This window comes from Duganella qianjiadongensis, assembly GCF_009857915.1.
Classification (GTDB): domain Bacteria; phylum Pseudomonadota; class Gammaproteobacteria; order Burkholderiales; family Burkholderiaceae_D; genus Rugamonas; species Rugamonas qianjiadongensis.
The window spans coordinates 121,819-143,908 of sequence record NZ_WWCM01000005.1; the positions used below are offsets into that span (position 1 = coordinate 121,819).

The window sequence follows — 22,090 nt, forward strand, 5'->3', positions numbered from 1 at the left end:
CCCAATGAAAAACGCCCGGCCAGTGGCTGGCCGGGCGTTTCAGACGGCGTTACTTCAGCAGAAATTACTTGCTTGGGTAGACGATGTCAGCACGACGGTTCTGCGAGTACGAAGCCTCGTCCTTACCGGTCGCTTTTGGTTTTTCTTTACCGTAGCTGATGGCTTCCATCTGGCTGTCTTTAACGCCGTACACTTTCAGTGCCGTCACAACAGCTTGTGCACGTTTCTGGCCCAGTGCCAGGTTGTACTCGGCGCCGCCGCGTTCGTCGGTGTTACCTTCGATTTTGATCGCAACGTTAGGGTTGGCCGACAGGAATTTGCCATGGTCAGCAACCAGCGCTTCGAATTCTGGCTTGACGTTGTATTTGTCGAAGTCGAAATAGACGCTACGGTTTTTGTAGATCGAGCTGTTTGGATCCAGGTAGGCTGGAACCGACACTGGTACTGGAGCAGCGACTGGTGCTGGTGCAGGTGCTGGAGCAGCTTTGACTGGCTCAGGTGCCGGGGCTGGTGCCACAGCGACAGGTGCAGGGGTGCTGCAAGCGCTCAGTACAGCCAGCGCGCAGGTAGCCAGCAAGATTTTTTGTTGTGCTTTCATGGAAATACTCCTGAATGGGTTACTGTTTTCTTGGACATGCATGGGGTGTGAGGCTCTTACACCAGCCGCATCCAGCATTATATAAGGGTTTCCCTCAGAAAAATTGGCGCGGTGCATGATTTTATGCATTATTTTTTTATCCAACTGGCAAAAGGAGCGAGATCGCGTCCGGATTCGACGTACCAGGACCTTCTGGCCATGTCGAATTGGGCGCCCAGCGCCTTGACCTGATCCTTTTCGTGGAAACTGGCCGTCAGGTAGGTGCGGCCGGTGGCGGCGGGCGCCTGCGTTTGCCGGCGCAGCAGTGCAGCATCGGCCGTGACGGAAGTTTCCGGAAGTTGCATTTTTGATATAAAACAGCTGCGCTGTAAAGTTTCCATCGGGGAAATCAGGGTCAGGCGCTGGCGCGTGCGGGTGGCCGCCACATAGAACAGGTTCTCTTCATCGCCACGGGGCTGGCGCGGGTGGGGGAATTCGTCAGCCTGCAGATAGGGCAGGATGACGTGGCCGAATTCCTTGCCCTTGGCTTGCGCCGCGCATTCGACCAGGACTGCCTTGGGGCTGCGGCGCGACAGGCTGGCCGCTTCGCGCTGATTGAGCGCCTGCCAGAAGTCCAGCAGGCCCAGGCCTGATCGTTCTGCCATGTGCAGCAGTGCCTGCACCGAGCGCTCGACCACTTCGGCGGCATAGGGACGCACAAAGATGCGGCGTGCCGTGCGCACCAGTTGCACCCGTTCGCACAGTTCGCGCAGTACCTCGCTGGCAGGTCGCTGGCGGTCTTGCGTGCCCAGCCATGCCAGCGCATCGATCACGCCGCGGCGGGTGGCGCTGGCGGCCACGCTGCGATAGTCGTCCGCCACGCCGTCGCGCTGCGCCGGCTCGATCAGATACAGTTCGCCCAGCAGGCTAGGTTCTTTGGCTATCTGCGCCTTGAAATGGTCGATCTGACCCGCGCCGAAGCCCATTTCGCTATAGGCCACCAGTGCATCGACCACGGCAGCGCGCAGCTGGGCCGGTTTGATGGCAGCGAAATCCTGCAGCGCAATGGCCAGCAGCCCGCGCAGGAACAGGATCTCGTCGCGCTGCAGATAGCCGGCCATGGCTGGCGTGCGGTAGGGAATGGCAGCATCGATCAGTGCATTCTCCAGCGCGATCGACTGGTGCCGTTCGCGCAGCAGAATGGCGCACTGATCGAGCGCATGGCCGTCCTGCTGCCACTGGCGCAAAGCCGCGATGACCTGCTGCGCGCATTCGTCGCTATCGCGGTAGTGGGGCTGCCGGATTTCCGTATGCAGGTCCAGCGCCGATTCCACTGGCTTCTGCTTGAAGCGGCCCATGGCGTGGGCCAGGTGGGGGCCGTGGCGGAAGCTGTAGGTGAGAGGCAGGCGCTGCAGCTTAGGGTAGCGCGTGCTGAAGCGTTCGCGCAGATAGCTGTCATGGGCGCCCAGCTTGCCGTAGATGACCTGATCGCGGTCGCCGGCGCCGACAAAAAAGCAGGCCGGACGGCTGATCAGGGTATCGAGTAGGCGGAACGCCGCTTCATTCAGATCGTGCAGTTCGTCGCACAGCACCAGCCGGTAATCGGGCAGCTGGGCTGCGAGCCCGGCGCCGCCCAGCAGATTGCAGGCCAGGTCGTAGCTGGCGTCGAGCGGGCCGCGGAACACGGCACCGGCGCCGCCATCGAGGCGCAGCGTTTCATATTCTATGGTGGTCAGATAATCGGTGACAGGCACGCCCAGCAAGGTCGAGATCTCGTCCAGATCCATGAATTCCACATCCTGTTCCAGCGCCATGCTGGCCTTGAGCTGGCATTGCACTTCGAGGAAATGGGCCAGCGCCACGCTATGGGTCTGCAAGTCCAGCTGTTCCAGCCGGCCTGCGTAGCGTGCGCCCACCCGGTCCATGGCCTGCAGGGCATAGGGCTTGAGCAGGCGTGCATCGTCGCACTGGCGCACGCCATCGCCGTCGATGGTATCGAGCTGCCAGCGTGCAAAGTCTTCAAAAGTGAGGATATGCAGGCGCTGGACCAGCGCCGGCGCAACGCCTAGCTGTAGCAGCCGGGCCGCCAGCACGTCGCGCGCTTCGGGGGTGAAGGTCAGCGCCAGTATCTGTTCCGGCGCCAGATTGCGCGCCAGCGCTTCGCCTATGCGCAGGGCCAGCGTAGTGGTCTTGGCAGCACCGGCATTGGCATCGATCAGCACGGTTTTGTGCTGGGCTAGCTGTATGGCCAGCTGTTCGGCGGTCGGGGTCAGGCCACGGGGTATAAAGCGGGCAGTGCGGGGCGGTTGGGCAGCGTTCATCCGCTACATTATAGCCAGCGCCGGCGCCAGACTGAAAGGCTGACCCATTGCGGCGCCGGCCGGCAGCAGGCGGGCGGTGGCGCCTTCGATGAACTGGGCCTCGAACAGCTGGCGTGTGGCGCCCAGGTCGGGCCGCTCGATCAGCTGGCAAACCTGCTGCGCTGCGGCCGCTGCCATACCTGCCATGGGCTGGCGCAGGGTGGTCAGGTTGTAGCTGAGCCAGTTGGATGGTTCCACCGCATCCAGTCCGGCCACCGATAGCTGGCCCGGCACATCGATACCGAGTTCGTGGCGCGCACAGTCCAGGCAGCCGATGGCCAGCACATCGCTAGCGCAGATGATGGCATCGGGTATGCCGCCATGGCGGGCGATCAGGGTCTTCAGCCCGCTAGCGCCGCTGTGGTAATCGAATTCGCCCGTTACCACTAGCGGTGCCGGCAGTCCCAGTTCGGCCAGCTGTTCGGCTACGCCCTGCTGGCGCGCCACGGCCACCACCGAATCCTTGCTGCCGGTGATGATGCCGAAGTGGCGGTGGCCGGCGGCGGCCAGCCGGGCCGCCAGCATGCGTCCGGCCGCGCGGTGATCGCAACTGACGGTGTGCACGGCAGGATCATCGAGCAGGCGGTTGAACACCACCAGCGGGACGCGGTGGCGGCGGAATTCTGCCACGGCGGTAGCCGGCAGGTGGGCGGCAGCAATCACGCCGTCGACCTGGAACTGCCAGAGGTCACCCAGCACGCGGGCCGCTTCGGCTTCGCCGGACAGGGGGAATAGCAGCACGCGCTTGCCGTGCGGGGTGAGCTGCTGGCTCAGTTCGGACAGCAGTTCAGGGTAGTACAGATTGGCGCGGTTGGTAATCAGTACCGCCACCATATTGGTACGGCGCGTAATCAGGCTGCGTGCCGCCGCATTGGGAACGTAGTCGAGCAGGGCGGCTGCCTTCATCACCCGCGCAAAAGTCGATTTGGAAACGCTGGCGCCGGGTTTGAAACAGCGCGACACTGCCGATTGCGACACGCCCGCTACCAGCGCCACGTCGTAGGAGGTGACGCGGCGTGACTGCGCAGCGAGTTCGGCCAGCTGGCTGGCGGCGCAGGCTTCGATGGGGCGCTTCGGTGGGGTCATTGTCTCGGACTGTTGTATTTGCTCTCAACGGCAATACTGGTCAGCATAACCAATAAATTACCGAAGGGCAATAATAATCGCTTGCCGTTGAGAAAGTATGCTAGCCCTGTGGCAGTCTGGCGAATTTCCCGTCCAAGTAGAGATTTTTACGAGGCTTGCGGCCAATTCTGCTAAGATTACGCCCCTTTATTCTGTACAAGGGTGCTCATGGCCATTGCATGCGGTGTCGATTTTGGCACTTCCAATTCGACAGTAGGCTGGGTGAATCCGGGCCAGCCGGTGATGCTGGGACTGGAAGATGGCAAGCTAACCCTGCCATCGGTAGTGTTCTTCAATGCCGACGACGAGGTGGTGCGCTACGGCCGTGCTGCGCTGGCCGACTATCTGGCCGGTTACGAAGGCCGGCTGATGCGCTCCATGAAGAGCCTGCTCGGTACCAGCCTGATGGACGGCCAGACCGAAGTCGCCGGCCGCGCGCTGCCGTTCCGCACACTGCTGGCGCAATTCATCGGCGAACTCAAGCACCGCGCCGAACAGGCTGCTGGGCGCGAGTTTACTTCGGCCGTGTTTGGCCGTCCCGTGCATTTTATCGACGATAACGCCGCCCACGACCAGCTGGCGCAGGATACGCTGGAGCAGATTGCCCGTTCGGTGGGCTACAAGGAGGTGGCCTTCCAGTTCGAGCCGATTGCCGCCGCCTTCGACTACGAGTCGCAGATCAGCCGCGAAGAGCTGGTGCTAATCGCCGACATCGGCGGCGGTACCTCGGACTTTTCGCTGCTGCGCCTGTCGCCCCAGCGCGCCACCAAAGTGGAGCGGCGCGAGGATATTCTGGCCAATGGCGGCGTGCACATCGGCGGTACCGATTTCGATAAATACCTGTCGCTGGCCAGCGTCATGCCTTTGCTCGGCTATGGCAGCCGCCTGCGCAACAATAGCGAAGTGCCGTCCAGCTACTACTTCAATCTGGCCACCTGGCATACGATTAATCAGGCTTATACCAAGAAAGCCTCGGTGCAGCTGGCCGATCTGCTGCGCGACGCCGCCGAGCAGGACAAGCTGGGCCGTCTGCAGAATCTGATCGAAGACCGCTCCGGTCACTGGCTGGCCATGCAGGTAGAGCAGGGCAAGATTGCCCTGTCCGATGCCGAACAGGCCGTCATGGAGCTCGATCGCTTGGCGCCGCCGGTGACGCTGGAAATTACCCGCGCCCAGTTCGACGCCGCCTCGGAGCAGCTGGTCAGTTCGGTGGAACAGACCGTGCAGGCGCTGCTGCGCGATGCCGGTGTGGCTGCCAGTGCCGTCGATACCGTCTTCTTTACGGGTGGTTCCAGCGGCGTGCGTCTGCTGCGCGAACGGATCGCGGCACTAGTGCCGACGGCGCGCCGCGTCGAAGGCGATCTGTTTGGCAGCATCGGCGCCGGTCTGGCGCTCGATGCAGCGCGTAAATTCGGTTAGGAGCTGTAATGCTGGGACAATCGCTGGTCATGCTGGACTTTGAAACCACCGGCCTGTCGCCCGCCAATGGCGACCGGATTACCGAAGTGGCGGCACTCAGGCTGCGCGAGGGCCGCATCGTCGAGCGCTTTGTTTCGCTGGTTAATTGCGGTGTGCGCATACCGGCTTTCATTACCGGCCTGACGGGGATTACCCAGGCCATGGTAGATACTGCGCCGCCGGTAGCACAGGTGATGCCGCAACTGCTGGACTTCATCGGCGGCGACACGCTGGCGGCCCACAATGCCTCGTTCGACGATAAGTTCCTGCGCGCGGAAGCTGCCGCACTGGGCCTGACGCCCGCCTATCCGGCGCTGCTGTGCTCCTTGAAACTGGCGCGCCGCGTGTATCCGGGCATGGCCAGCTACCGTCTTGGCGACCTGTCGCGCCAGCTCGGTATCCGCTTCGCCAGTGCCGCCCACCGCGCCGAAGCCGACGCCGAAGTGGCGTCCGCCGTGCTGCTGCGCATGGGGCAGGATGTGGCGCAGCGCTATGGCTGGGAGCAGGTGGCGCCAGAACTGCTGGTGGCGGTGAACCAGCTGGCTGCCGCCAAGGTGGCGCAATTTCTTTCCGGCCAGAATGGACAAAAACTGCGCTAAACGGCAGGACTAGCATTACAATATGCGTGTCGTAGTCATTAATATTGTCTTTTTGTGCACGTGCGCCGCCTACTATTCCGTATGCTGTTGTCGCTTCTGCTGGTGTTTTCCCAGCAGATGGGGTACGCGCACGCGCTGACCCACGCGGCCGCTAGCGCCGAGCTGGCGGCAGCCACAGATGCTGCCAAGGCCGTTGCAGCACTCATAGAAGATGACAGTGGTGTGGCAGACTGGCAGAACAGCGCCGGCCCCGATGCCGCACATGATGCCGACCTGAGCGGCATCACCAAGCTGGGCTTCGATCATAGTTGCGCCCAGTGTCTGGCCGTAGCCCAGTTTACCGCGGCGGTCGATACCCGTTTCCATTCCTTCCCTCTGCTCGACGGCGTCGCCGTGGTCGCTGCCTCGGCGCCGCTGGCCATGCGGACTGCCGGTCCGGTAACTGCCTACCTCACACGCGCGCCGCCTGTTCTGTCCTGCTGATGCTGCCTCACTCTGCCATGCCGCGTGTTGCGGCGTGACGGCGTGCTCTATCGATTTTCACAGGACACAATATGAAACAGAACCGCATGCTGGCGGCCGCTCTGAGCGCCGCCCTTGCAGCGCCACATGCCTATGCCGCTGCTCAAAAGAATCCGGCAAGCGCCGCAAGCGCTCCGGCCGCCGCCGAACTGGCCGCTTTGCGCGCCGAAATCAGCGCCATGAAACAGGCTTACGAAAGCCGTCTGCAAGCGCTGGAGACCCGTTTGCAACAAGCCGAGGCCGCAGTGCCGGCGCGGGGCGACAGCCAGCTGGCCGGCGCAGCGGCGGCCAGTCCCTCCGCTCAGGATGGCAGTGCCGGAGCGAGTGCGGCCGTTGTTGCCGCTGCGGCATCTGAGCCATCTGTCGCCGCCGCACCCGCTGCTGCGCCGGCAGGCACACAGGCCAATCTGTACAACCCCAATATTTCGATGATACTGGGCGGCAGCTGGCAGAATCTGCGTCAGGACCCGCAGCAATATATGCTGCAAGGCTTTATTCCTAGTGGCGGCGAAACCGGACCGGGCAAGCGCAGCTTCAATCTGGGCGAATCCGAGCTGACGCTGGCGGCCAATATCGATCCCCACTTCGCGGGCCAGCTGACTTTTGCCCTGAGCGGCGCGAATGAAGCGAGCGTGGAAGAAGCCTTCGTGCGCACGCGGGCGCTGGAAAATGGCCTGAACCTGAAGGCGGGCCGCATGCTGTCCGGCATAGGCTATCTGAACGGCCAGCATGCCCACACCTGGGACTTCATCGATGCGCCGCTGGCCTATCAGGCTTTCCTCGGCGGCCAGTACAAGACCGACGGCGTGCAGGGGACCTGGCTGGCACCGCTGGACCAGTATCTGGAGCTGGGTTTCGAAGCGGGCAACGGCGCCGCCTTCCCCGGCAACGAGCGCAATCGTAACGGCGCCGGTGCCTATGCCGCGTTTGCCCATCTGGGCGATGATATCGGCAGCTCGGCCAGCTACCGCGCCGGTCTGTCGTATCTGCGCACGGCGGCCGAGCAGCGGACTTTCAGCGACGGCGGGCTGGAGCATGCTTTCAGTGGCCGTGCGCGTCTGTGGATTGCGGATGCCATCCTGAAATGGGCGCCGGACGGGAATTCTGTCAGCACCAATTTCAAGCTGCAGGGCGAGTACTTCCGCCGCAGCGAAGATGGCGCGCTCGATTACGCCCATGGTACGGATGCCAGCGCCAGCGCGGCCTACCGCAGCGTGCAGTCGGGCTGGTATCTGCAGAGCGTGTACCAGTTCATGCCGAACTGGCGCGCCGGCCTGCGCTATGAGCGTCTCGACAGCGGCGCCCCCCGCTACGGCCTGATCGATAGCGGCGCACTGGGCTGGGACAAGCTGCCCGTGCTGGAAGCTTTCCGTCCGCGCCGCAGCAGCATCATGCTCGATTACAGCCCGTCCGAATTCTCCCGTCTGCGCCTGCAGCTGGCACGGGAACAGGCGCGCGCCGGCGTTACCGATCACCAGATTTTCCTTCAATACATCATGAGTCTGGGCACGCACGCGGCCCACGCCTTCTAAGGAGCGGATATGCAACTGACGACTAAAGCAAGCTGGCTGGCCCTGCTGGCTGCGCTGGTGATGGCACCGGCCCATGCGGCCATCAATGTACTGGCCTGCGAGCCGGAATGGGAAGCGCTGACCACGGAACTGGGCGGCGACAAGGTGAAGGTGAGCAGCGCCACCACGGCGCTGCAGGACCCGCACCGGGTGGAAGCACGTCCCAGCCTGATCGCCCGCACCCGCAATGCGCAGCTGCTGGTATGCACGGGACTGGAACTGGAAGTGGGCTGGCTGCCCGTGCTGGTACAGCAATCGGGCAATAGCCGGATTGCACCGGGCCAGCCCGGCTATTTCGAGGCCGGTGCACTGGTGCCGCGGCTCGATGTGCCCGCGCGCGTCGACCGTAGCGACGGCGATGTGCATGCGGCCGGCAATCCGCACATCCAGCAGAATCCCCACAACATCGCGCTGGTCAGCGTGGCCCTGAGCAAGCGGCTGGCCGAGCTCGACCCGGCCAATGCCGCCTATTACGGAGCGCGGCAGAAAGACTTTGCCCAGCGCTGGGACAGCGCCATGCTGAAGTGGGAGAAACAGGCGGCCGGGCTGAAAGGCGTGGCCGTGGTGGAGCACCACAAGAACATGGAATACCTGATGAACTGGCTGGGCATGCATCAGGTGGGCACGCTGGAACCCAAGCCGGGCGTGGAACCCAGCGCGGCCCACCTGTCCGGCCTGCTGGCCCAGCTGCAGCGCGCGCCGGCCCGCATGGTGCTGCGCGCCGGCTATCAGGATGGCCGTGCTTCGCAGTGGCTGAGCGAACACGCCCACATACCTGCAGTGGTGCTGCCGTTCTCGGTGGGCGGCGACGAGCATAGCAAGGATCTGTTCGGCCTGTTCGACAGCACGGTACAACGTCTACTGGAAGCGAATAAATAAATGAATACGGAAGCGCTCGATCTGATGATCATCGTACCGGCCTTGCTGGCCGGCCTGCTGGTGCTGCTGACCCATGTGCCGCTGGGGGCGCAGGTGCTGCGGCGCGGCATTGTGTTCATCGATCTGGCGATTGCCCAGATCGCTGCGCTGGGGGTCATCATCGCCGGTGTGGCCGATCTGGACCCCCATGGCTGGGCCGTGCAGGCGGCCGCCGCGGCCGCAGCCGTGCTGGGCGCCGTGCTGCTGACGTGGACGGAACGGCGCTGGCCGGAAGTGCAGGAAGCTCAGATCGGCGTGCTGTTCATTCTGGCTGCCACGGCAGGTCTGCTGCTGGTGGCACATAACCCCCATGGCGGCGAACACCTGCAGGATTTACTGGCAGGCCAGATTCTGTGGGTGCGCTACGAGCAGCTGCTGTTGCCTGCCGCCGGCACGCTGGTGATCTGCGCCTTGCTGTTCCGTCTGGGCGAACGTCTGAGCCGGCTGGGTTTCTATCTGGTGTTTGCGCTGGCAGTCACTGCTTCGGTGCAGCTGGTGGGCGTGTATCTGGTGTTCACCAGCCTGATCGTACCGGCACTGGCGGTGCGCCACTATGCGCCAGCCAGACGGCTGTGGCTGGCCTATGCCATAGGCGCCGCCGGCTATGCCAGCGGGCTGGTGCTATCCACCATGTTCGATCTGCCCTCCGGTGCGCTCATCGTCTGGTGCCTGACCCTGCTGGCGGCGCTGGCCTATGCTAGCGGCCCCAAAGCCGGGCCGCACAGCGTACAGCCGCGTCACTAGGGGCGTGTGCTAGCTGCTTGGGCGGAATTGAGCGTCGTCAAACGGGGCAGGTCGCGCGCTTTTATACTTTAGTCAAGATTTTTGCAGTACTTGACCAGGGTATGCCATGAAGACTCCCCAGCCGGCTCGCTATCACAGCGGCAGCTACGAATGGTTCCGCGCCGCGGCCGAGCAGGGGGATCCTTATGCCCAGTTCAATCTGGCGCTGCTGTACCGGGCCAGCGATCTGCTGGCACCCGATCCCGTCTGCGCCTATTACTGGATGGAGCGTTCCGCCCAGCAAGGGCTGGCCTTTGCGCAGAATCATCTGGGCGTCATGCTGTACACGGGCGAGGGCGTGGCAGCGAGCGACGAGCAGGCAGTGCGCTGGTTCCGCGCCGCGGCCCTGCAGGGTGAAGTGGCAGCACAGCAGAATCTGGGCATGATGTACCGCAACGGGCGTGGCGTGCTGGCCAATGCCGAAGTGGCGCTGGCATGGTTTTTCCGCGCAGCCGAACAGGGCAGTGCGCGCGCTCAGGGCCTGCTCGGTGCCGCCTATCTGTATGGTGAAGGGGTGGCCCAGGACAATCTGCTGGCGCTGGCATGGCTGCGCAAGGCGGCCATGCGCAATGATGCCAGAGCCCAGCTGCATCTGGGCGTGATGTATCAGCAGGGCCGCACTGTCGAGGCCGATGCGGCGCAGGCCGTGGCGTGGTGGCGCCAGGCAGCGGCACAGCAGCTGGCCATGGCCGAGCGCATGCTGGGCCTCGCTTATGCGCAGGGCCAGGGCGTGGCGATCGACCTGCCCCGCGCCTGTGCGTGGCTGCGCCGCGCTGCCGCGCAGGATGATGTGGATGCCCAGTACAATCTGGCGCTGATGCTGGCGCAGGGACTAGGTGTCACGCAGGATGAAGCCCAGGCCTGCGTCTGGTATCGCTATGCGGCCAGCGCCGGCCATATGCTGGCGCAATACAATCTGGCCTGCATGGTTGCGGGCGGGCGTGGCGTGGCAGCCGATCCGGTGCAGGCGCGCACGCTGTATCTGCAGGCAGCGGAGCAGGGCTCGGCAGCGGCCCAGTACAATCTGGCCCTGATGTACGAGCAGGGACTGGGCGGCCTGCGCAACATGGCCCTGGCGCGCATCTGGTACCGCTGTGCAGCCCGGCAGGGGCAACTGCAGGCCCGTCAGCGGCTTGACGGCATGGCGCGGCAGGAGCGGCGCATCAGCACGGCCGGAACAGGCTGGCTGCGCTGCCGCCGCAGCAAAGTGCCGCGCCGTCAGGCACTCAGGGCGACGGGGAGTCCGGCCAGCGCGTAGCGACCAGCGCAATGATGCCAGTGATACTGCATGACGGTCGTGCTGCGGGTACGGTAGTCGGGCGTCTGGGCGCGGTCCAGCCGGCGCCGCACTTCTGCCGGAATGGCACGCAGCGGCTGCGCTGCAGGGCGGCCCAGATGATAGCCTTGTCCGAACGCCACGCCGGTTTCGCCCAGCGCCAGCAATTCATCGCAGGTTTCTATGCCTTCGGCAATCACGCGGGTGGCCGATTTCTCGGCGATGCCCTGGATCGAGCGGACAAACTGCAGCTTGACGGGGTCCTGATGGATGCCCTGTATGAAGTGCATATCGATCTTGACGAATTCGGGCCGCAGTTCCGACCACAGCCGCAAGCTGGCAAAGCCTTCGCCCAGATCGTCGATGGCAATCTGGAAGCCCATGGCGCGGTAGTGGCGCACCGCTTCGCGCATGGCCGCATAGTCGTAGGTGGGCTGGTTTTCCGTCAGTTCGATAATCACCTGCTCGGGCGCGATACCCAGTTGCTGGATGATGCCCAGCGTTTCGCCATGGCGGGCGTCGCGCTGCAGCAGCATTTCCGGGCTGACGTTGAGGAACAGCTTGCCCGGCAGCTGCAGTTCGGCATAGCGTTCCAGCACCACGCGGCGGCACAGATGCTCGACTTCCACGCTCAGGCCGCAGGCGCGCGCCACTTTGAACAGCTGCAGGGGCGCATGCAGCGGGCTGTCGGACGGCCCGCGGATCAGCCCTTCATAGGCAATAATGGCGCCGCTGCGCAGGTCGACGATGGGCTGGAACAGCGCGCTCAGCTGGCGTCGCGCCAGAATTTCCAGCAGTTCGAGGCGCTGGTGATGATCCTGCTCGTCGCTTCGGCTGGGCAGATAGTGGATACGGGCGCTACGGTGCGGAGTCACAGTGGGTCGGGAAAGAGGTGGCAACAGACAGTGATGGTAGGGGGGATTTGTGTCATCATCGTGACGTTGAGCAACTTTTTCCAGCCGGATACAAAAATCTTTTACGTCTGCGCTCGTCTGGACGCTACAATCGTCGTATTAAATTATTTCCTATCTAGCCGGATTGCTCATGCGTCGTGTCGTTTGCCGTTGGACAGGTTGTTGCCTCATTGCTGGCTGGTCGCTACAGGCAGCTGCTACGGGTTTGCAGGTGCAGACGCAGGATAGCGCCGGCAAGCCGCTAGCCGATGTGGTGGTGTATGCCGAGCCGGAATCGGGCCCTGTCGGGCTGCGTCCGGCTGCCCCGGTGCAGATCGAGCAGAAGGGCCTCAAATTCATTCCGCTGGTGAGCGTGATACAGACCGGCACCACCATCGTGTTCCCGAATAACGACAGGGTGCGCCACCATATCTATTCCTTCTCGCCGGCACACAAATTCGACCAGAAGCTGTACTCGGGCCAGGCCGCGGCGCCGCAGGTGTTCGACCGTGCCGGTACGGTGGTACTGGGCTGTAATATCCATGACCGCATGGTAGCTTACGTCAAAGTAGTCGACACGCCGTATTTTGCCAAAAGCGATAGCAGCGGCATGGCCCAGATCGAATTGCCCGCAGGCGGGCGCTACACCGTGCGCGCTTGGCACTACAACGCGGCCGGCGGCACCACTGCCGAGCAGCAGATCAGCGTTAAAGGGGGCGACACCTTGGCTGCCGTCAGTTTCAGACTGGCCCTGAAGGCGCTGGCAAACGACGATGGCGCAGTACAGTGAAGGCTGGTCCATGCGATTAAGCTTCCGCAGCCTCGAAAGCCGTATCGTCACGCTGTTTCTGGTGCTGGTAGTGGCGGTGCAGGTGGTGGGGCTGCTGGTGATACAGCGCGGTATCGAAAATAATGCGCGCCAGTCCATTAGCAGCGAACTGGCCAATGGCAGCAAAGTGTTCCGCCGTCTGCTGGAGCAGAATGCCCAGAGCCTGCGTTCCGGTGCACGCCTGCTGGCGCGCGACACGGCGTTTGTGGCGCTGGTGGGCAACAACGATGATAGCGACCGTGCCACCATCGAGTCGGCGCTGGTCAATAGCGGCAGCCGCATCAAGGCGGCGCTGACCATGCTGGTGAATGCCGATCGCCAGATCAGCGCAGCGACGAATCCCAAGCAGGCGGCGGCGCTGGAACAGCAGGTGCTCGGCATGCTCGATCAGGCCGAGGCCGCCGACGGCGTGAGCGGCATGGCGATTATCGACCGCCTGCCTTACCAGATCGTGGTGGTGCCGGTAAAGGCGCCGGTCACGATCGCCTGGGTGGTGATGACTTTCCCTATCGACCGGCAACTGGCGCGCGACATGCACGGCATCAGCGGACTCGATACCACCATCCTGACCCGTTCCGGCAAGGGCGACTGGCTGATTGCCGGTTCCACGCTGGAGCAGGAGCAGACCTTCACCCTGCGCGGCCAGCTGCAGGCCAGACAGATTCCGAACGAGCAGGCCTTCGATATGCTGCTGGGCGATAGCCGCTACGGCATGTGTTTGTTGCCGCTGGGGCAGGCGGGCGAGCAGAGCACGCAGGTGCTGCTGGCGCGTTCGTTCGACGAAGCCACGGCCGAATACGTGCGGCTGGAGCGCTGGCTGATCGTGCTGACACTGGGCGGCATCGTGATTTCGTCGCTGGCCATCGTGTTCACGGCCAAGCGCATCGCCCAGCCTATCAGCGCGCTGGCCGAAACGGCCAGGCGGCTGGAACTGGGCGATTATCAGCAGCCGGTACATAGCCGGCGCAGCGATGAAATCGGCGCACTGGCGCGCGCCTTCGATGCCATGCGCGCCGGTATCGCCCAGCGCGAAGACAAGATAATGCGGCAGGCTTATCGCGACCGGCTGACCGACCTGCCTAACCGCGCCGGTTTCCTGATGCAGCTTGAAGAGGCGCTGCGCCGTGCCAGGCAGCAGCAGCAAGCGGTGTTCGTGCTGATGATGGATCTGGACCGCTTCAAACATGTCAATGATGTGATGGGCCACAGTTTCGGCGACGCGCTGCTGCAGCAGGTGGCGCAGCGCCTGCAGACCTTGCTGCAGCAGCAGGGGCAGGCGGCCGAACTGGCCCGTATGGGCGGCGACGAATTTGCCGTGCTGCTGCCGGCGGCGGATCTGGCCGCGGCACGCCAGCTGGGCGCCGACATTCTGCGTGTGCTGGAAAGCCCGCTATCGCTGGAAGACCAGACGGTCGATATCGGTGCCGGTCTGGGCATCGCCGGCTATCCGGCCCACGGCCAGGATGGCGAAACTCTGCTCAGCATGGCCGAGGTGGCGATGTACTGCGCCAAGGTACGCAATGATGGCGCGGTGATCTACGATGCGGCACAGGACAAGAGCAGCGAACAAAGCCTGTCCTTGCTGACGGAGCTGCGTCATGCCATCGAACGCGATGAATTCCGCCTGTTTGTCCAGCCCAAGATCGCCCTGCAGACGGGCCAGGTGGTGGGCATGGAGGCGCTGGTGCGCTGGCAGCACCCGCAACGGGGCAATGTATTCCCCGACCAGTTCATTCCCTTCGCCGAACAGACCGGCTTTATCCGCGTGCTCACGCGCTGGGTCATGGAGCGTTCGGTGCAGCTGTGCCAGCAGCTCGAACAGGCGGGGCAGCAGCTCAAGATTTCGGTCAACCTGTCCACCCGCGATCTGATGGATCAGGACCTGCCCGCCAAGTTCGGTGAAATGCTGCAGCGCCACGGCCAGTCACCGAAATCGTTCTGTCTGGAGATTACCGAAAGCGCCATCATGGACGATCCGGTGCGGGCGCAGAACACGCTGGCGGCGCTCAGTGCCATGGGCTTCGAGCTTTCGATTGACGATTTTGGCACCGGCTATTCTTCGCTGGCCTATCTGAAAAGCCTGCCGGTGAACGAGCTTAAGATCGATAAGTCCTTCGTGCTGAATATGGAAACGGATACGGGCGACTATCGTATCGTGCAGTCCACCATCAGTCTGGCGCGGGCCATGGACCTGCGGGTGGTAGCCGAAGGGATAGAGAACGAAAAAGTATGGAGTCTGCTGGCTGGCATGGACTGCGATCAGGGGCAGGGCTATTTCATGAGCCGGCCCATTCCGGCCGCACAGATGCGGGACTGGCTGGCCGGATGGCGCCCGCCATCGATAGGGCAGGCCCTTAGCACCGAATAAAAATCGCTCTGGTCATTTGGCTATCGTTTCATATTTGCTACGCTTCAGGCTATGATCGGTGTTCCTGAACTTCACCCCGCGGAACACTTATGCAACGACGTCTTACGCTGCTGGCCAGCCTGCTGTTGACCCACTTTGCCGCCATGGCGCAAACCTGTCCGGCTGGCGGACCTGCCATCAGCTATCCGGCGAGTCGCACCGTAATGCAGCAGGATGTCTACCATGGCACGACGGTGGCCGATCCCTATCGCTGGCTGGAAGATGCGAACAGCGACGAAACGCATGCCTGGGTGGAAGCACAGAACCGGCTCACGCAGGGTTATCTGGGGCAGATCGCGGCACGCGACGCGATCCGTCAGCGCCTGACCAGATTATGGAATTTCGAACGTTTCAGCGTGCCGTTCAAGGAAGGCGGCCGCTATTTCTACAGCCGTAATGACGGGTTGCAGAATCAGTCCGTGCTGTACACCATGAAGACGCTGGCCGATGTGCCGCGCATGCTGCTCGATCCGAATACGCTGGCAGCCGATGGTACGGTGGCGCTGGCCGGAACGGCGGTCAGCCCGGACGGCAGATATCTGGCCTATAGCACGGCGGCTTCCGGCTCCGACTGGAACGAAATCCGGGTGCGCGATATCGAAACCGGCAAGGACACCGGCGACCTGATCAAGTGGGTGAAATTCTCTAACACGGCCTGGCTGCATGACGGCACCGGCTTCTTCTACAGCCGCTATGACGAGCCTAGCGAGGCGACCAAGCTGGCTGCCGTGAACTACTTCCAGAAGCTGTATTTTCACAAGATGGGCACGCCGCAAAGCGCCGACACGCTGGTGTACGAACGCCCCGACCACAAGGACTGGGGCTTTGGCGCCGAAGTCAGCGAAGATGGCCGCTATCTGATCATCAACGGCTCGCAAGGCACGGAGAACAAGAACCGGGTATTCTACAAGGACCTGTCGCGCAAAGGCGCGCCTGTGGTGGCGCTGCTGGAAGAATTTGATGCTGCCTATCGCTTCATCGGCAATGACGGTCCGGTGTTCCTGTTCCGCACCGAACGCGCTGCGCCGCGTGGCCGCATAGTCGCCATCGACACCCGCAAACCGGCGCTGGCCAACTGGAAGCAGCTGGTGGCGGAATCGGCCAACACCATGGTGTCGGCCTCGCTGCTGAACAATCAGCTGGTGATCGATTACCTGAGCGATGCCCATAGTCTGGTCAAGGTGTTCGATCTGAAAGGCAAACCGCTGCACGATATCGAACTGCCGGGCATAGGTTCGGCTGGAGGCTTCGGCGGCAAGCGGGGCGATAGCGAGACCTTCTACTCCTATACCAGCTTCACCACGCCCACCACCATCTATCGCCATGATCTGAAGACCAACAAGAGCAGCGTGTACCGCCAGCCGCGGGTGGACTTCGATCCTGCTGCCTTCGAGGTGCGGCAGGAGTTCTACACCAGCCGTGATGGTACTCGCGTGCCGATGTTCATCGTCGCCAAAAAAGGGCTCAAGCATGATGGCAGCAATCCGACCTATCTGTATGGCTACGGCGGTTTCAACATCTCGCTGACACCGGCTTTCTCGGTGGCCAATCTGGCTTGGCTGGAAATGGGCGGCGTGTATGTGGTGCCCAATCTGCGTGGCGGCGGCGAATACGGTGAAGCCTGGCATGCGGCCGGCACCAGGCTGCAGAAGCAGAACGTGTTCGATGATTTTATCGGCGCCGCCGAATGGCTGATCGAGCATAAGATTACCTCGCCGGCCAAGCTGGCGATAGGCGGCGGCAGCAACGGCGGCCTGCTGGTAGGCGCTACCATGACCCAGCGTCCGGAACTGTTTGCTGCCGCGATTCCGCAAGTAGGTGTGCTCGATATGCTGCGCTTCCATAAATTCACTATCGGCTGGGCCTGGACCTCGGACTATGGTTCATCCGATAATCCCGACGAATTCAAGGCTTTGCTCAAATACTCGCCGCTGCATAATCTGAAGCAGGGTGGCTGCTATCCGGCTACCATGATTACCACGGCAGACCATGACGACCGCGTCGTGCCGGCGCATAGCTTCAAGTTCGCTGCGGCGGCACAGGCAGCGCAGGGCGCTGCGGCACCTATCCTGATCCGTATCGATAGCAAGGCCGGACACGGTGCGGGCAAGCCTACCAGCAAGCAGATCGACGAAGTCACCGACCGCTGGGGTTTCCTTAGCCGCGCACTGCAGATGGATGCAGCCGGTGCAAGCGCGGTAGGTCAGCCATGAGGCCCGCGACCGGCAAGGGCCGTGTTCTGCTGGCGCTGCTGGTCAGCGCGGGATTGCTGGCCGAGGGCAGTGCGCTGGCGGCATCTGCCAGCCCCGTTCCTGGGGTGGCGGCCACCACCACTCTGGCCGATCTGACGCGCGACCTGCCGAAGCAGGGCGGCCTGTTCGATCTGTGGCGCGACACGGCCAAGGGCCGCGTGCTGCTGGGCGTGAGTACGCTGGAACAGCCGTTTCTGCTGGTGAGTTCCCTGCCTTACGCGCTCGGTTCGAACGATGTGGGGCTGGATCGGGGGCAGGGCGGCGAAATGCAGATGGTGCACTTCGAGCGGCATGGCAATAAGCTATTCCTGCTACGCGATAACACTGCCTACGTGGCCAATTCCGCCGATGCCGACGAACGTGCGGCAGTGCGCGAATCGTTCGCCGCTGCCGTGCTGTGGACGGGCGAGATACTGGCCACGGAAGGCAGCCTGCATCTGGTGGATTTTTCCAGCTTCCTGCTGGCCGACCGCCACGGCGTGAGCGCCCGGCTGGCGGCGACCAGGCAGGGTAACTATCAGGTAGATACAGCGCGCAGCGCGGTGCTGGCCGAGCAGGCCAGGGCTTTCCCCGATAATCTGGAGCTGGAAGCACTGCTCACTTTCAGCGGGCCAGCCAGCGGCGAGTTTGTCCGTCAGGTTGCTGCCGATGCCGCCAGTGTGGCGCTGCGCCAGCGCATCAGCATGGTGCGCCTGCCCGCGCTCGATAGCGGCTGGCGTCCGCGCAGCTATCACCCGTATTCAGGCGGCTTCGATGTCAGCTACTTTGATTTTGCCACGCCGCTCGCCAGCAGCATCGACGTGCACTGGCAGGTCAGGCACCGGCTCGAAAAAATCGATCCTTCCGCTCCTGTCAGCAAGGTCAAAAAGCCCATCGTTTATTACGTCGACCGTGGCGCGCCCGAGCCGGTGCGCTCCGCGCTGATCGAAGGTGCTTCGTGGTGGGCCAGCGCTTTCGAGAAGGCCGGCTTCAGGGATGCCTTCCGCGTCGAACTGCTGCCAGAAGGCGTGGACGCGATGGACATCCGCTATAACCTGATCCACTGGGTGCACCGCGCCACACGGGGCTGGTCCTACGGGAATGCGCTGGCTGATCCGCGCACCGGCCAGATTCTGCGCGGCGCCGTCACGCTGGGCTCGCAGCGCGTGCGGCAGGACATACTGATCGCGGAAAGTCTGCTGGCGCCTTATGGCAAGGACGCTCCCGCCGACCGGGCGCAGCTGGCCGAGCAGATGGCACTGGCGCGTCTGCGCCAGCTGGCGGCGCACGAAGTCGGCCACACGCTGGGGTTTGCCCATAACTTTGCGGCCAGCCGGCACGGCAACGGCTCGGTGATGGACTACCCGCATCCGCTGCTCAAGCTCGACGGCGCGGGCAAGCCCAGTCTGGCCGATGCCTACGGCGTGGGAGTGGGCCCATGGGACGACTACATCGTGCGCTATATCTACGGCGATTTCGGTCAGGGCGAGCAGGAACAGCAGGCGCTGGCAGCCTTGCGTGCCAGCGCGCATCAGGCCGGCATGCAGTATGTGAGTGATCAGGATGCGCGCACACCGGGCGCCAGCCATCCGGATGGCCTGCTGTGGGACTTCGGCGCCGACAGCCTGCGTAGCTGGGACCAGCTGACGGCAGTGCGTCAGCGTGCGCTGTCCGGCTTTTCCTACGATGTGCTGCCGGCAGCACGCCAGGCGGGTGAACTGGAAGCGCGGCTGGTACCGGTGTATCTGCTCCAGCGCTATCAGGGCGAAGCGCTGGCACGTCTGGTGGGCGGCGCCAGTTTCGATAGCACCAGCGCGGGCGATATCCGCGCCGGCAGCGCGCTGGCGGGCACCCGCGTCACGCCGGCCGCCCAGCAGAAGCAGGCGCTGGCCCGTCTGAGCGACACCTTTACCGCCGAATATCTGGCTTTGCCTGCAGCGCTACTCGATGTGCTGACGCCGCCGGCCGTGGGCTATGAACGGGGCCGCGAGTACTTCGCCAGCCGCATGGCCTCGGTATTCGACGCGCTTTCCATGGTGGAAGCGGGGGCGGCGCAAACTGCGACTTTCCTGTTCGATGCCGAGCGCCTCAACCGGCTGGCATGGCAGCAGGCGCGCGATGCCCGCCAGCCGGGGGTGGATACCGTGCTGGCGCAGGTGCTGGGCAAGAGCTGGCAGCGTGGCGCCGTGCCGGCCAGCGTGGCCGGCGGCGAGGCGGTGCAGCTGGCGGCTAACTGGGTGGTGCTCGATGCGCTGCTTAACGTGCTCGATAGCGGCAAGCTGCATCCGCAGGTGGCGGCGCAGGTGCGCGGCGGTGTGCAGCAGCTGGCAGCCTGGCTGCAGCAGCATCCGGGGCAGGGCAGCACGGCGGCCAGCCGCAAACAGGCCGCCGAACTGATACTGGCCTATCTGCATGACCCGCACAGTGTGAAATTGCGCACCTTGCCGGTGATACCGCCCGGTGCGCCTATCTGATTTTGCACCAAAATGATGCCTTAAATCGGTGCGCACGATTTTAGTGCGCACCTATGCACAAAAACAAAACATCATGAAATCAAGCACTTAATTGGTCGCACCAAATTGGTACGATTATTGCTCCAACTAAATGCATACAACAATTTCTGCATTATTTTGGGGAGTAATCTGATGGGTGATTTTAAAAGCGGCGCCGATGCACTGTTTATCCTGCTCGGTGCCATCATGATTCTGGCCATGCATGCCGGTTTCGCGTTTCTGGAACTGGGCACGGTGCGCAAGAAGAACCAGGTGAATGCGCTGGTCAAGATTCTGGTCGACTTTGCGGTGTCCACCATCGCCTATTTCTTTGTCGGCTACAGCATAGCCTACGGTATCAACTTCTTCGCCTCGGCCGATGTGCTGGCCGAGAAGAATGGCTACGAGCTGGTGAAGTTCTTCTTCCTGCTCACCTTTGCCGCCGCCATACCGGCGATTATCTCGGGCGGCATCGCCGAGCGTGCCCGCTTCCATCCGCAGACGGTGGCCACGGCTTTGCTGGTGGGGCTGGTCTATCCCTTCTTCGAGGGCATAGTCTGGAACCACCGCTTAGGCGTGCAGGAGTGGCTGGTGTCGGCGCTGGGCGCAGAGTTCCATGACTTCGCCGGTTCCGTGGTGGTGCACGCCGTGGGCGGCTGGATTGCGCTGCCTGCCGTGCTGCTGCTGGGTGCCCGCCGCGGCCGCTACATGAAAAATGGTGCGATAGCTGCCCATCCGCCATCGTCGATTCCTTTCCTCGCACTGGGGGCATGGATACTGACGGTGGGCTGGTTCGGTTTCAACGTGATGAGCGCGCAGGCGCTGGACAAGATGAACGGACTGGTCGCCGTGAATTCGCTGATGGCCATGGTGGGCGGTACGCTGGTAGCGCTGGTGATGGGCAAGAATGACCCGGGCTTTGCCTACAATGGTCCGCTGGCCGGTCTGGTGGCCGTGTGCGCCGGTTCCGATCTGATGCACCCGCTTGGCGCGCTGATCACTGGCTGCGTTGCCGGTGCCCTGTTCGTCTCGATGTTCACGCTGGCCCAGAATAAATGGAAGATCGACGATGTGCTGGGCGTTTGGCCCTTGCATGGTCTGTGCGGTGCATGGGGCGGTATTGCCGCCGGTATCTTCGGCCTGAAGTCGCTCGGCGGCGTGGGCGGCGTGACGTTTGCGGCGCAGCTGGCCGGTACTGCGCTGGGCGTGGTGATTGCGCTCGCCGGCGGGGCTATTGTCTATGGTGGCATCAAGGCGGTGATGGGCCTGCGACTGGATCCGGAAGATGAGTTCCAGGGCGCCGATCTGGCCATCCACCGCATCAGTTCCACGCCGGAGCGCGAATCGAGCTGGTAAGGCCGGCATGCTGCAGCGCTGAGGATATTGCCTCGGGCGCTGCAGTTTCTTAATTGCAATAAGTAAGGCTCCACCCGGAGCCTTTTTCTTTTTCTAGCGGTGGATCACCACCAGCAGGGCCTTGGCCTCGGTTTTGCCTAGGTTGCGGATAATATGCTGCAAGTCACCGGGATAACGTGCTGTCGCCCCCACTTTCAGCTTGCGCTTGTCGCCGCCCACTTCCACTTCGGCGCTGCCATGCAGCAGTGTCACATGTTCCTGCGCACCGGGGTCGTGCCCCTGCGAAGCCAGTTCGCCGCCCGGCGCCAGCGTCAGCTCATACCATTCATATTTGCCTGCCAGTTCCATCGGCCCGAGGATGCGCAGGATGTAGCCGGCGTGCTGGCCGGGCAGAGTGGGGGTCTCGTGGGCTTCCAGTATGCGGATGGTTTCCGGTGCTTTTTCCGCCGTCGCCAGCAATTCTCCGATCTGCACGCCCAGGGCATTGGCCAGCCGCCAAGTGATGGCGATGGTGGGATTGGCTTTTTCCCGCTCTATCTGCGACAGCATGGACTTGGACACGCCGGCAATGCGCGACAGATCCTCCAGTGTCAGCCCGCGGGCCAGGCGTAAACGTTGCAGGGCCGCGCCAACTTCGGGCGGTGCATTGGTTGAAACAGGAGTTTGCATTGTTTTATTCGGCGTTTGGACTAA

General features: G+C 63.1%; 16 protein-coding genes and 1 pseudogene. 12 read left to right on the top strand and 5 right to left on the bottom strand.

The window, feature by feature from the left end:
* Positions 1 to 64: 64 nt before the first annotated feature.
* The 3 genes from pal to GTP27_RS09315 all read right to left on the bottom strand — a co-directional run bounded on the left by pal (position 65) and on the right by GTP27_RS09315 (position 4,023).
* Positions 65 to 598 carry a peptidoglycan-associated lipoprotein Pal gene (gene pal, locus GTP27_RS09305; RefSeq protein WP_161038912.1) on the bottom strand — a complete coding sequence of 178 codons (534 nt, stop codon included), beginning with the start codon at positions 596 to 598 and terminating at the stop codon, positions 65 to 67.
* Positions 599 to 726: 128 nt separating this feature from the next.
* On the bottom strand, positions 727 to 2,898 hold the full coding sequence (locus GTP27_RS09310; RefSeq protein ID WP_161038913.1) for a UvrD-helicase domain-containing protein: 2,172 nt from the start codon (positions 2,896 to 2,898) through the stop codon (positions 727 to 729).
* 3 nt (positions 2,899 to 2,901) lie between these two features.
* The gene (locus GTP27_RS09315) at positions 2,902 to 4,023 is read right to left on the bottom strand and encodes a LacI family DNA-binding transcriptional regulator (protein WP_161038914.1); all 1,122 of its coding nucleotides are present in this window, start codon (positions 4,021 to 4,023) and stop codon (positions 2,902 to 2,904) included.
* Between the two features lie 207 nt (positions 4,024 to 4,230).
* On the opposite strand from GTP27_RS09315, the gene GTP27_RS09320 reads away from it, so the two are divergent.
* The 7 genes from GTP27_RS09320 (at position 4,231) to GTP27_RS09350 (ending at position 11,171) form a co-directional block, all read left to right on the top strand.
* The gene (locus tag GTP27_RS09320; RefSeq protein WP_161038915.1) at positions 4,231 to 5,481 is read left to right on the top strand and encodes an Hsp70 family protein; all 1,251 of its coding nucleotides are present in this window, start codon (positions 4,231 to 4,233) and stop codon (positions 5,479 to 5,481) included.
* An 8-nt stretch (positions 5,482 to 5,489) separates the two neighbouring features.
* Positions 5,490 to 6,119, top strand: a complete 630-nt coding sequence (locus GTP27_RS09325; RefSeq protein ID WP_161038916.1) for a 3'-5' exonuclease — start codon at positions 5,490 to 5,492, stop codon at positions 6,117 to 6,119.
* Positions 6,120 to 6,200: 81 nt separating this feature from the next.
* Complete coding sequence (locus GTP27_RS09330) at positions 6,201 to 6,602, top strand: hypothetical protein (RefSeq protein ID WP_161038917.1); 402 nt, start codon at positions 6,201 to 6,203, stop codon at positions 6,600 to 6,602.
* A 71-nt stretch (positions 6,603 to 6,673) separates the two neighbouring features.
* Positions 6,674 to 8,173: a putative porin gene (locus GTP27_RS09335; protein ID WP_161038918.1), complete on the top strand. Its 1,500-nt coding sequence runs from the start codon at positions 6,674 to 6,676 to the stop codon at positions 8,171 to 8,173.
* A 9-nt stretch (positions 8,174 to 8,182) separates the two neighbouring features.
* A complete protein-coding gene (locus tag GTP27_RS09340) occupies positions 8,183 to 9,091 on the top strand; it encodes a metal ABC transporter substrate-binding protein (protein ID WP_202416656.1) in 909 nt (302 codons plus the stop codon).
* On the top strand, positions 9,092 to 9,874 hold the full coding sequence (locus GTP27_RS09345; protein ID WP_161038919.1) for a metal ABC transporter permease: 783 nt from the start codon (positions 9,092 to 9,094) through the stop codon (positions 9,872 to 9,874).
* Positions 9,875 to 9,980: 106 nt separating this feature from the next.
* Positions 9,981 to 11,171 carry a tetratricopeptide repeat protein gene (locus tag GTP27_RS09350; RefSeq protein WP_161038920.1) on the top strand — a complete coding sequence of 397 codons (1,191 nt, stop codon included), beginning with the start codon at positions 9,981 to 9,983 and terminating at the stop codon, positions 11,169 to 11,171.
* A 59-nt stretch (positions 11,172 to 11,230) separates the two neighbouring features.
* Here the strand turns inward: GTP27_RS09350 and GTP27_RS09355 are convergent.
* A pseudogene (locus GTP27_RS09355) lies at positions 11,231 to 12,031 on the bottom strand (EAL domain-containing protein); the annotation flags it as partial.
* A gap of 283 nt (positions 12,032 to 12,314) precedes the next feature.
* On the opposite strand from GTP27_RS09355, the gene GTP27_RS09360 reads away from it, so the two are divergent.
* The 5 genes from GTP27_RS09360 (at position 12,315) to GTP27_RS09380 (ending at position 21,397) form a co-directional block, all read left to right on the top strand.
* A complete protein-coding gene (locus GTP27_RS09360; RefSeq protein WP_371865905.1) occupies positions 12,315 to 12,872 on the top strand; it encodes a methylamine utilization protein in 558 nt (185 codons plus the stop codon).
* A gap of 10 nt (positions 12,873 to 12,882) precedes the next feature.
* Complete coding sequence (locus GTP27_RS09365) at positions 12,883 to 15,279, top strand: putative bifunctional diguanylate cyclase/phosphodiesterase (RefSeq protein WP_161039058.1); 2,397 nt, start codon at positions 12,883 to 12,885, stop codon at positions 15,277 to 15,279.
* 89 nt (positions 15,280 to 15,368) lie between these two features.
* Complete coding sequence (locus tag GTP27_RS09370) at positions 15,369 to 17,531, top strand: prolyl oligopeptidase family serine peptidase (RefSeq protein WP_161038922.1); 2,163 nt, start codon at positions 15,369 to 15,371, stop codon at positions 17,529 to 17,531.
* Positions 17,528 to 20,023 carry a zinc-dependent metalloprotease gene (locus GTP27_RS09375; RefSeq protein ID WP_161038923.1) on the top strand — a complete coding sequence of 832 codons (2,496 nt, stop codon included), beginning with the start codon at positions 17,528 to 17,530 and terminating at the stop codon, positions 20,021 to 20,023. The genes GTP27_RS09370 and GTP27_RS09375 overlap by 4 nt, the downstream gene beginning before the upstream one ends.
* Before the next feature lie 171 nt (positions 20,024 to 20,194).
* Positions 20,195 to 21,397, top strand: a complete 1,203-nt coding sequence (locus GTP27_RS09380) for an ammonium transporter (RefSeq protein WP_161038924.1) — start codon at positions 20,195 to 20,197, stop codon at positions 21,395 to 21,397.
* 93 nt (positions 21,398 to 21,490) lie between these two features.
* On the opposite strand, the gene GTP27_RS09385 is transcribed toward GTP27_RS09380, so the two are convergent.
* Positions 21,491 to 22,066, bottom strand: a complete 576-nt coding sequence (locus GTP27_RS09385; RefSeq protein ID WP_161038925.1) for a helix-turn-helix domain-containing protein — start codon at positions 22,064 to 22,066, stop codon at positions 21,491 to 21,493.
* Positions 22,067 to 22,090 lie beyond the last annotated feature (24 nt).

What these genes read in the sequence shown, in the direction of transcription:
- pal (WP_161038912.1), bottom strand. Translation starts at nt 598, where the DNA reads ATGAAAGCACAACAAAAAATCTTGCTGGCTACCTGCGCGCTGGCTGTA.
- GTP27_RS09310 (WP_161038913.1), bottom strand. Translation starts at nt 2,898, where the DNA reads ATGAACGCTGCCCAACCGCCCCGCACTGCCCGCTTTATACCCCGTGGC.
- GTP27_RS09315 (WP_161038914.1), bottom strand. Translation starts at nt 4,023, where the DNA reads ATGACCCCACCGAAGCGCCCCATCGAAGCCTGCGCCGCCAGCCAGCTG.
- GTP27_RS09320 (WP_161038915.1), top strand. Translation starts at nt 4,231, where the DNA reads ATGGCCATTGCATGCGGTGTCGATTTTGGCACTTCCAATTCGACAGTA.
- GTP27_RS09325 (WP_161038916.1), top strand. Translation starts at nt 5,490, where the DNA reads ATGCTGGGACAATCGCTGGTCATGCTGGACTTTGAAACCACCGGCCTG.
- GTP27_RS09330 (WP_161038917.1), top strand. Translation starts at nt 6,201, where the DNA reads ATGCTGTTGTCGCTTCTGCTGGTGTTTTCCCAGCAGATGGGGTACGCG.
- GTP27_RS09335 (WP_161038918.1), top strand. Translation starts at nt 6,674, where the DNA reads ATGAAACAGAACCGCATGCTGGCGGCCGCTCTGAGCGCCGCCCTTGCA.
- GTP27_RS09340 (WP_202416656.1), top strand. Translation starts at nt 8,183, where the DNA reads ATGCAACTGACGACTAAAGCAAGCTGGCTGGCCCTGCTGGCTGCGCTG.
- GTP27_RS09345 (WP_161038919.1), top strand. Translation starts at nt 9,092, where the DNA reads ATGAATACGGAAGCGCTCGATCTGATGATCATCGTACCGGCCTTGCTG.
- GTP27_RS09350 (WP_161038920.1), top strand. Translation starts at nt 9,981, where the DNA reads ATGAAGACTCCCCAGCCGGCTCGCTATCACAGCGGCAGCTACGAATGG.
- GTP27_RS09365 (WP_161039058.1), top strand. Translation starts at nt 12,883, where the DNA reads ATGCGATTAAGCTTCCGCAGCCTCGAAAGCCGTATCGTCACGCTGTTT.
- GTP27_RS09370 (WP_161038922.1), top strand. Translation starts at nt 15,369, where the DNA reads ATGCAACGACGTCTTACGCTGCTGGCCAGCCTGCTGTTGACCCACTTT.
- GTP27_RS09375 (WP_161038923.1), top strand. Translation starts at nt 17,528, where the DNA reads ATGAGGCCCGCGACCGGCAAGGGCCGTGTTCTGCTGGCGCTGCTGGTC.
- GTP27_RS09380 (WP_161038924.1), top strand. Translation starts at nt 20,195, where the DNA reads ATGGGTGATTTTAAAAGCGGCGCCGATGCACTGTTTATCCTGCTCGGT.
- GTP27_RS09385 (WP_161038925.1), bottom strand. Translation starts at nt 22,066, where the DNA reads ATGCAAACTCCTGTTTCAACCAATGCACCGCCCGAAGTTGGCGCGGCC.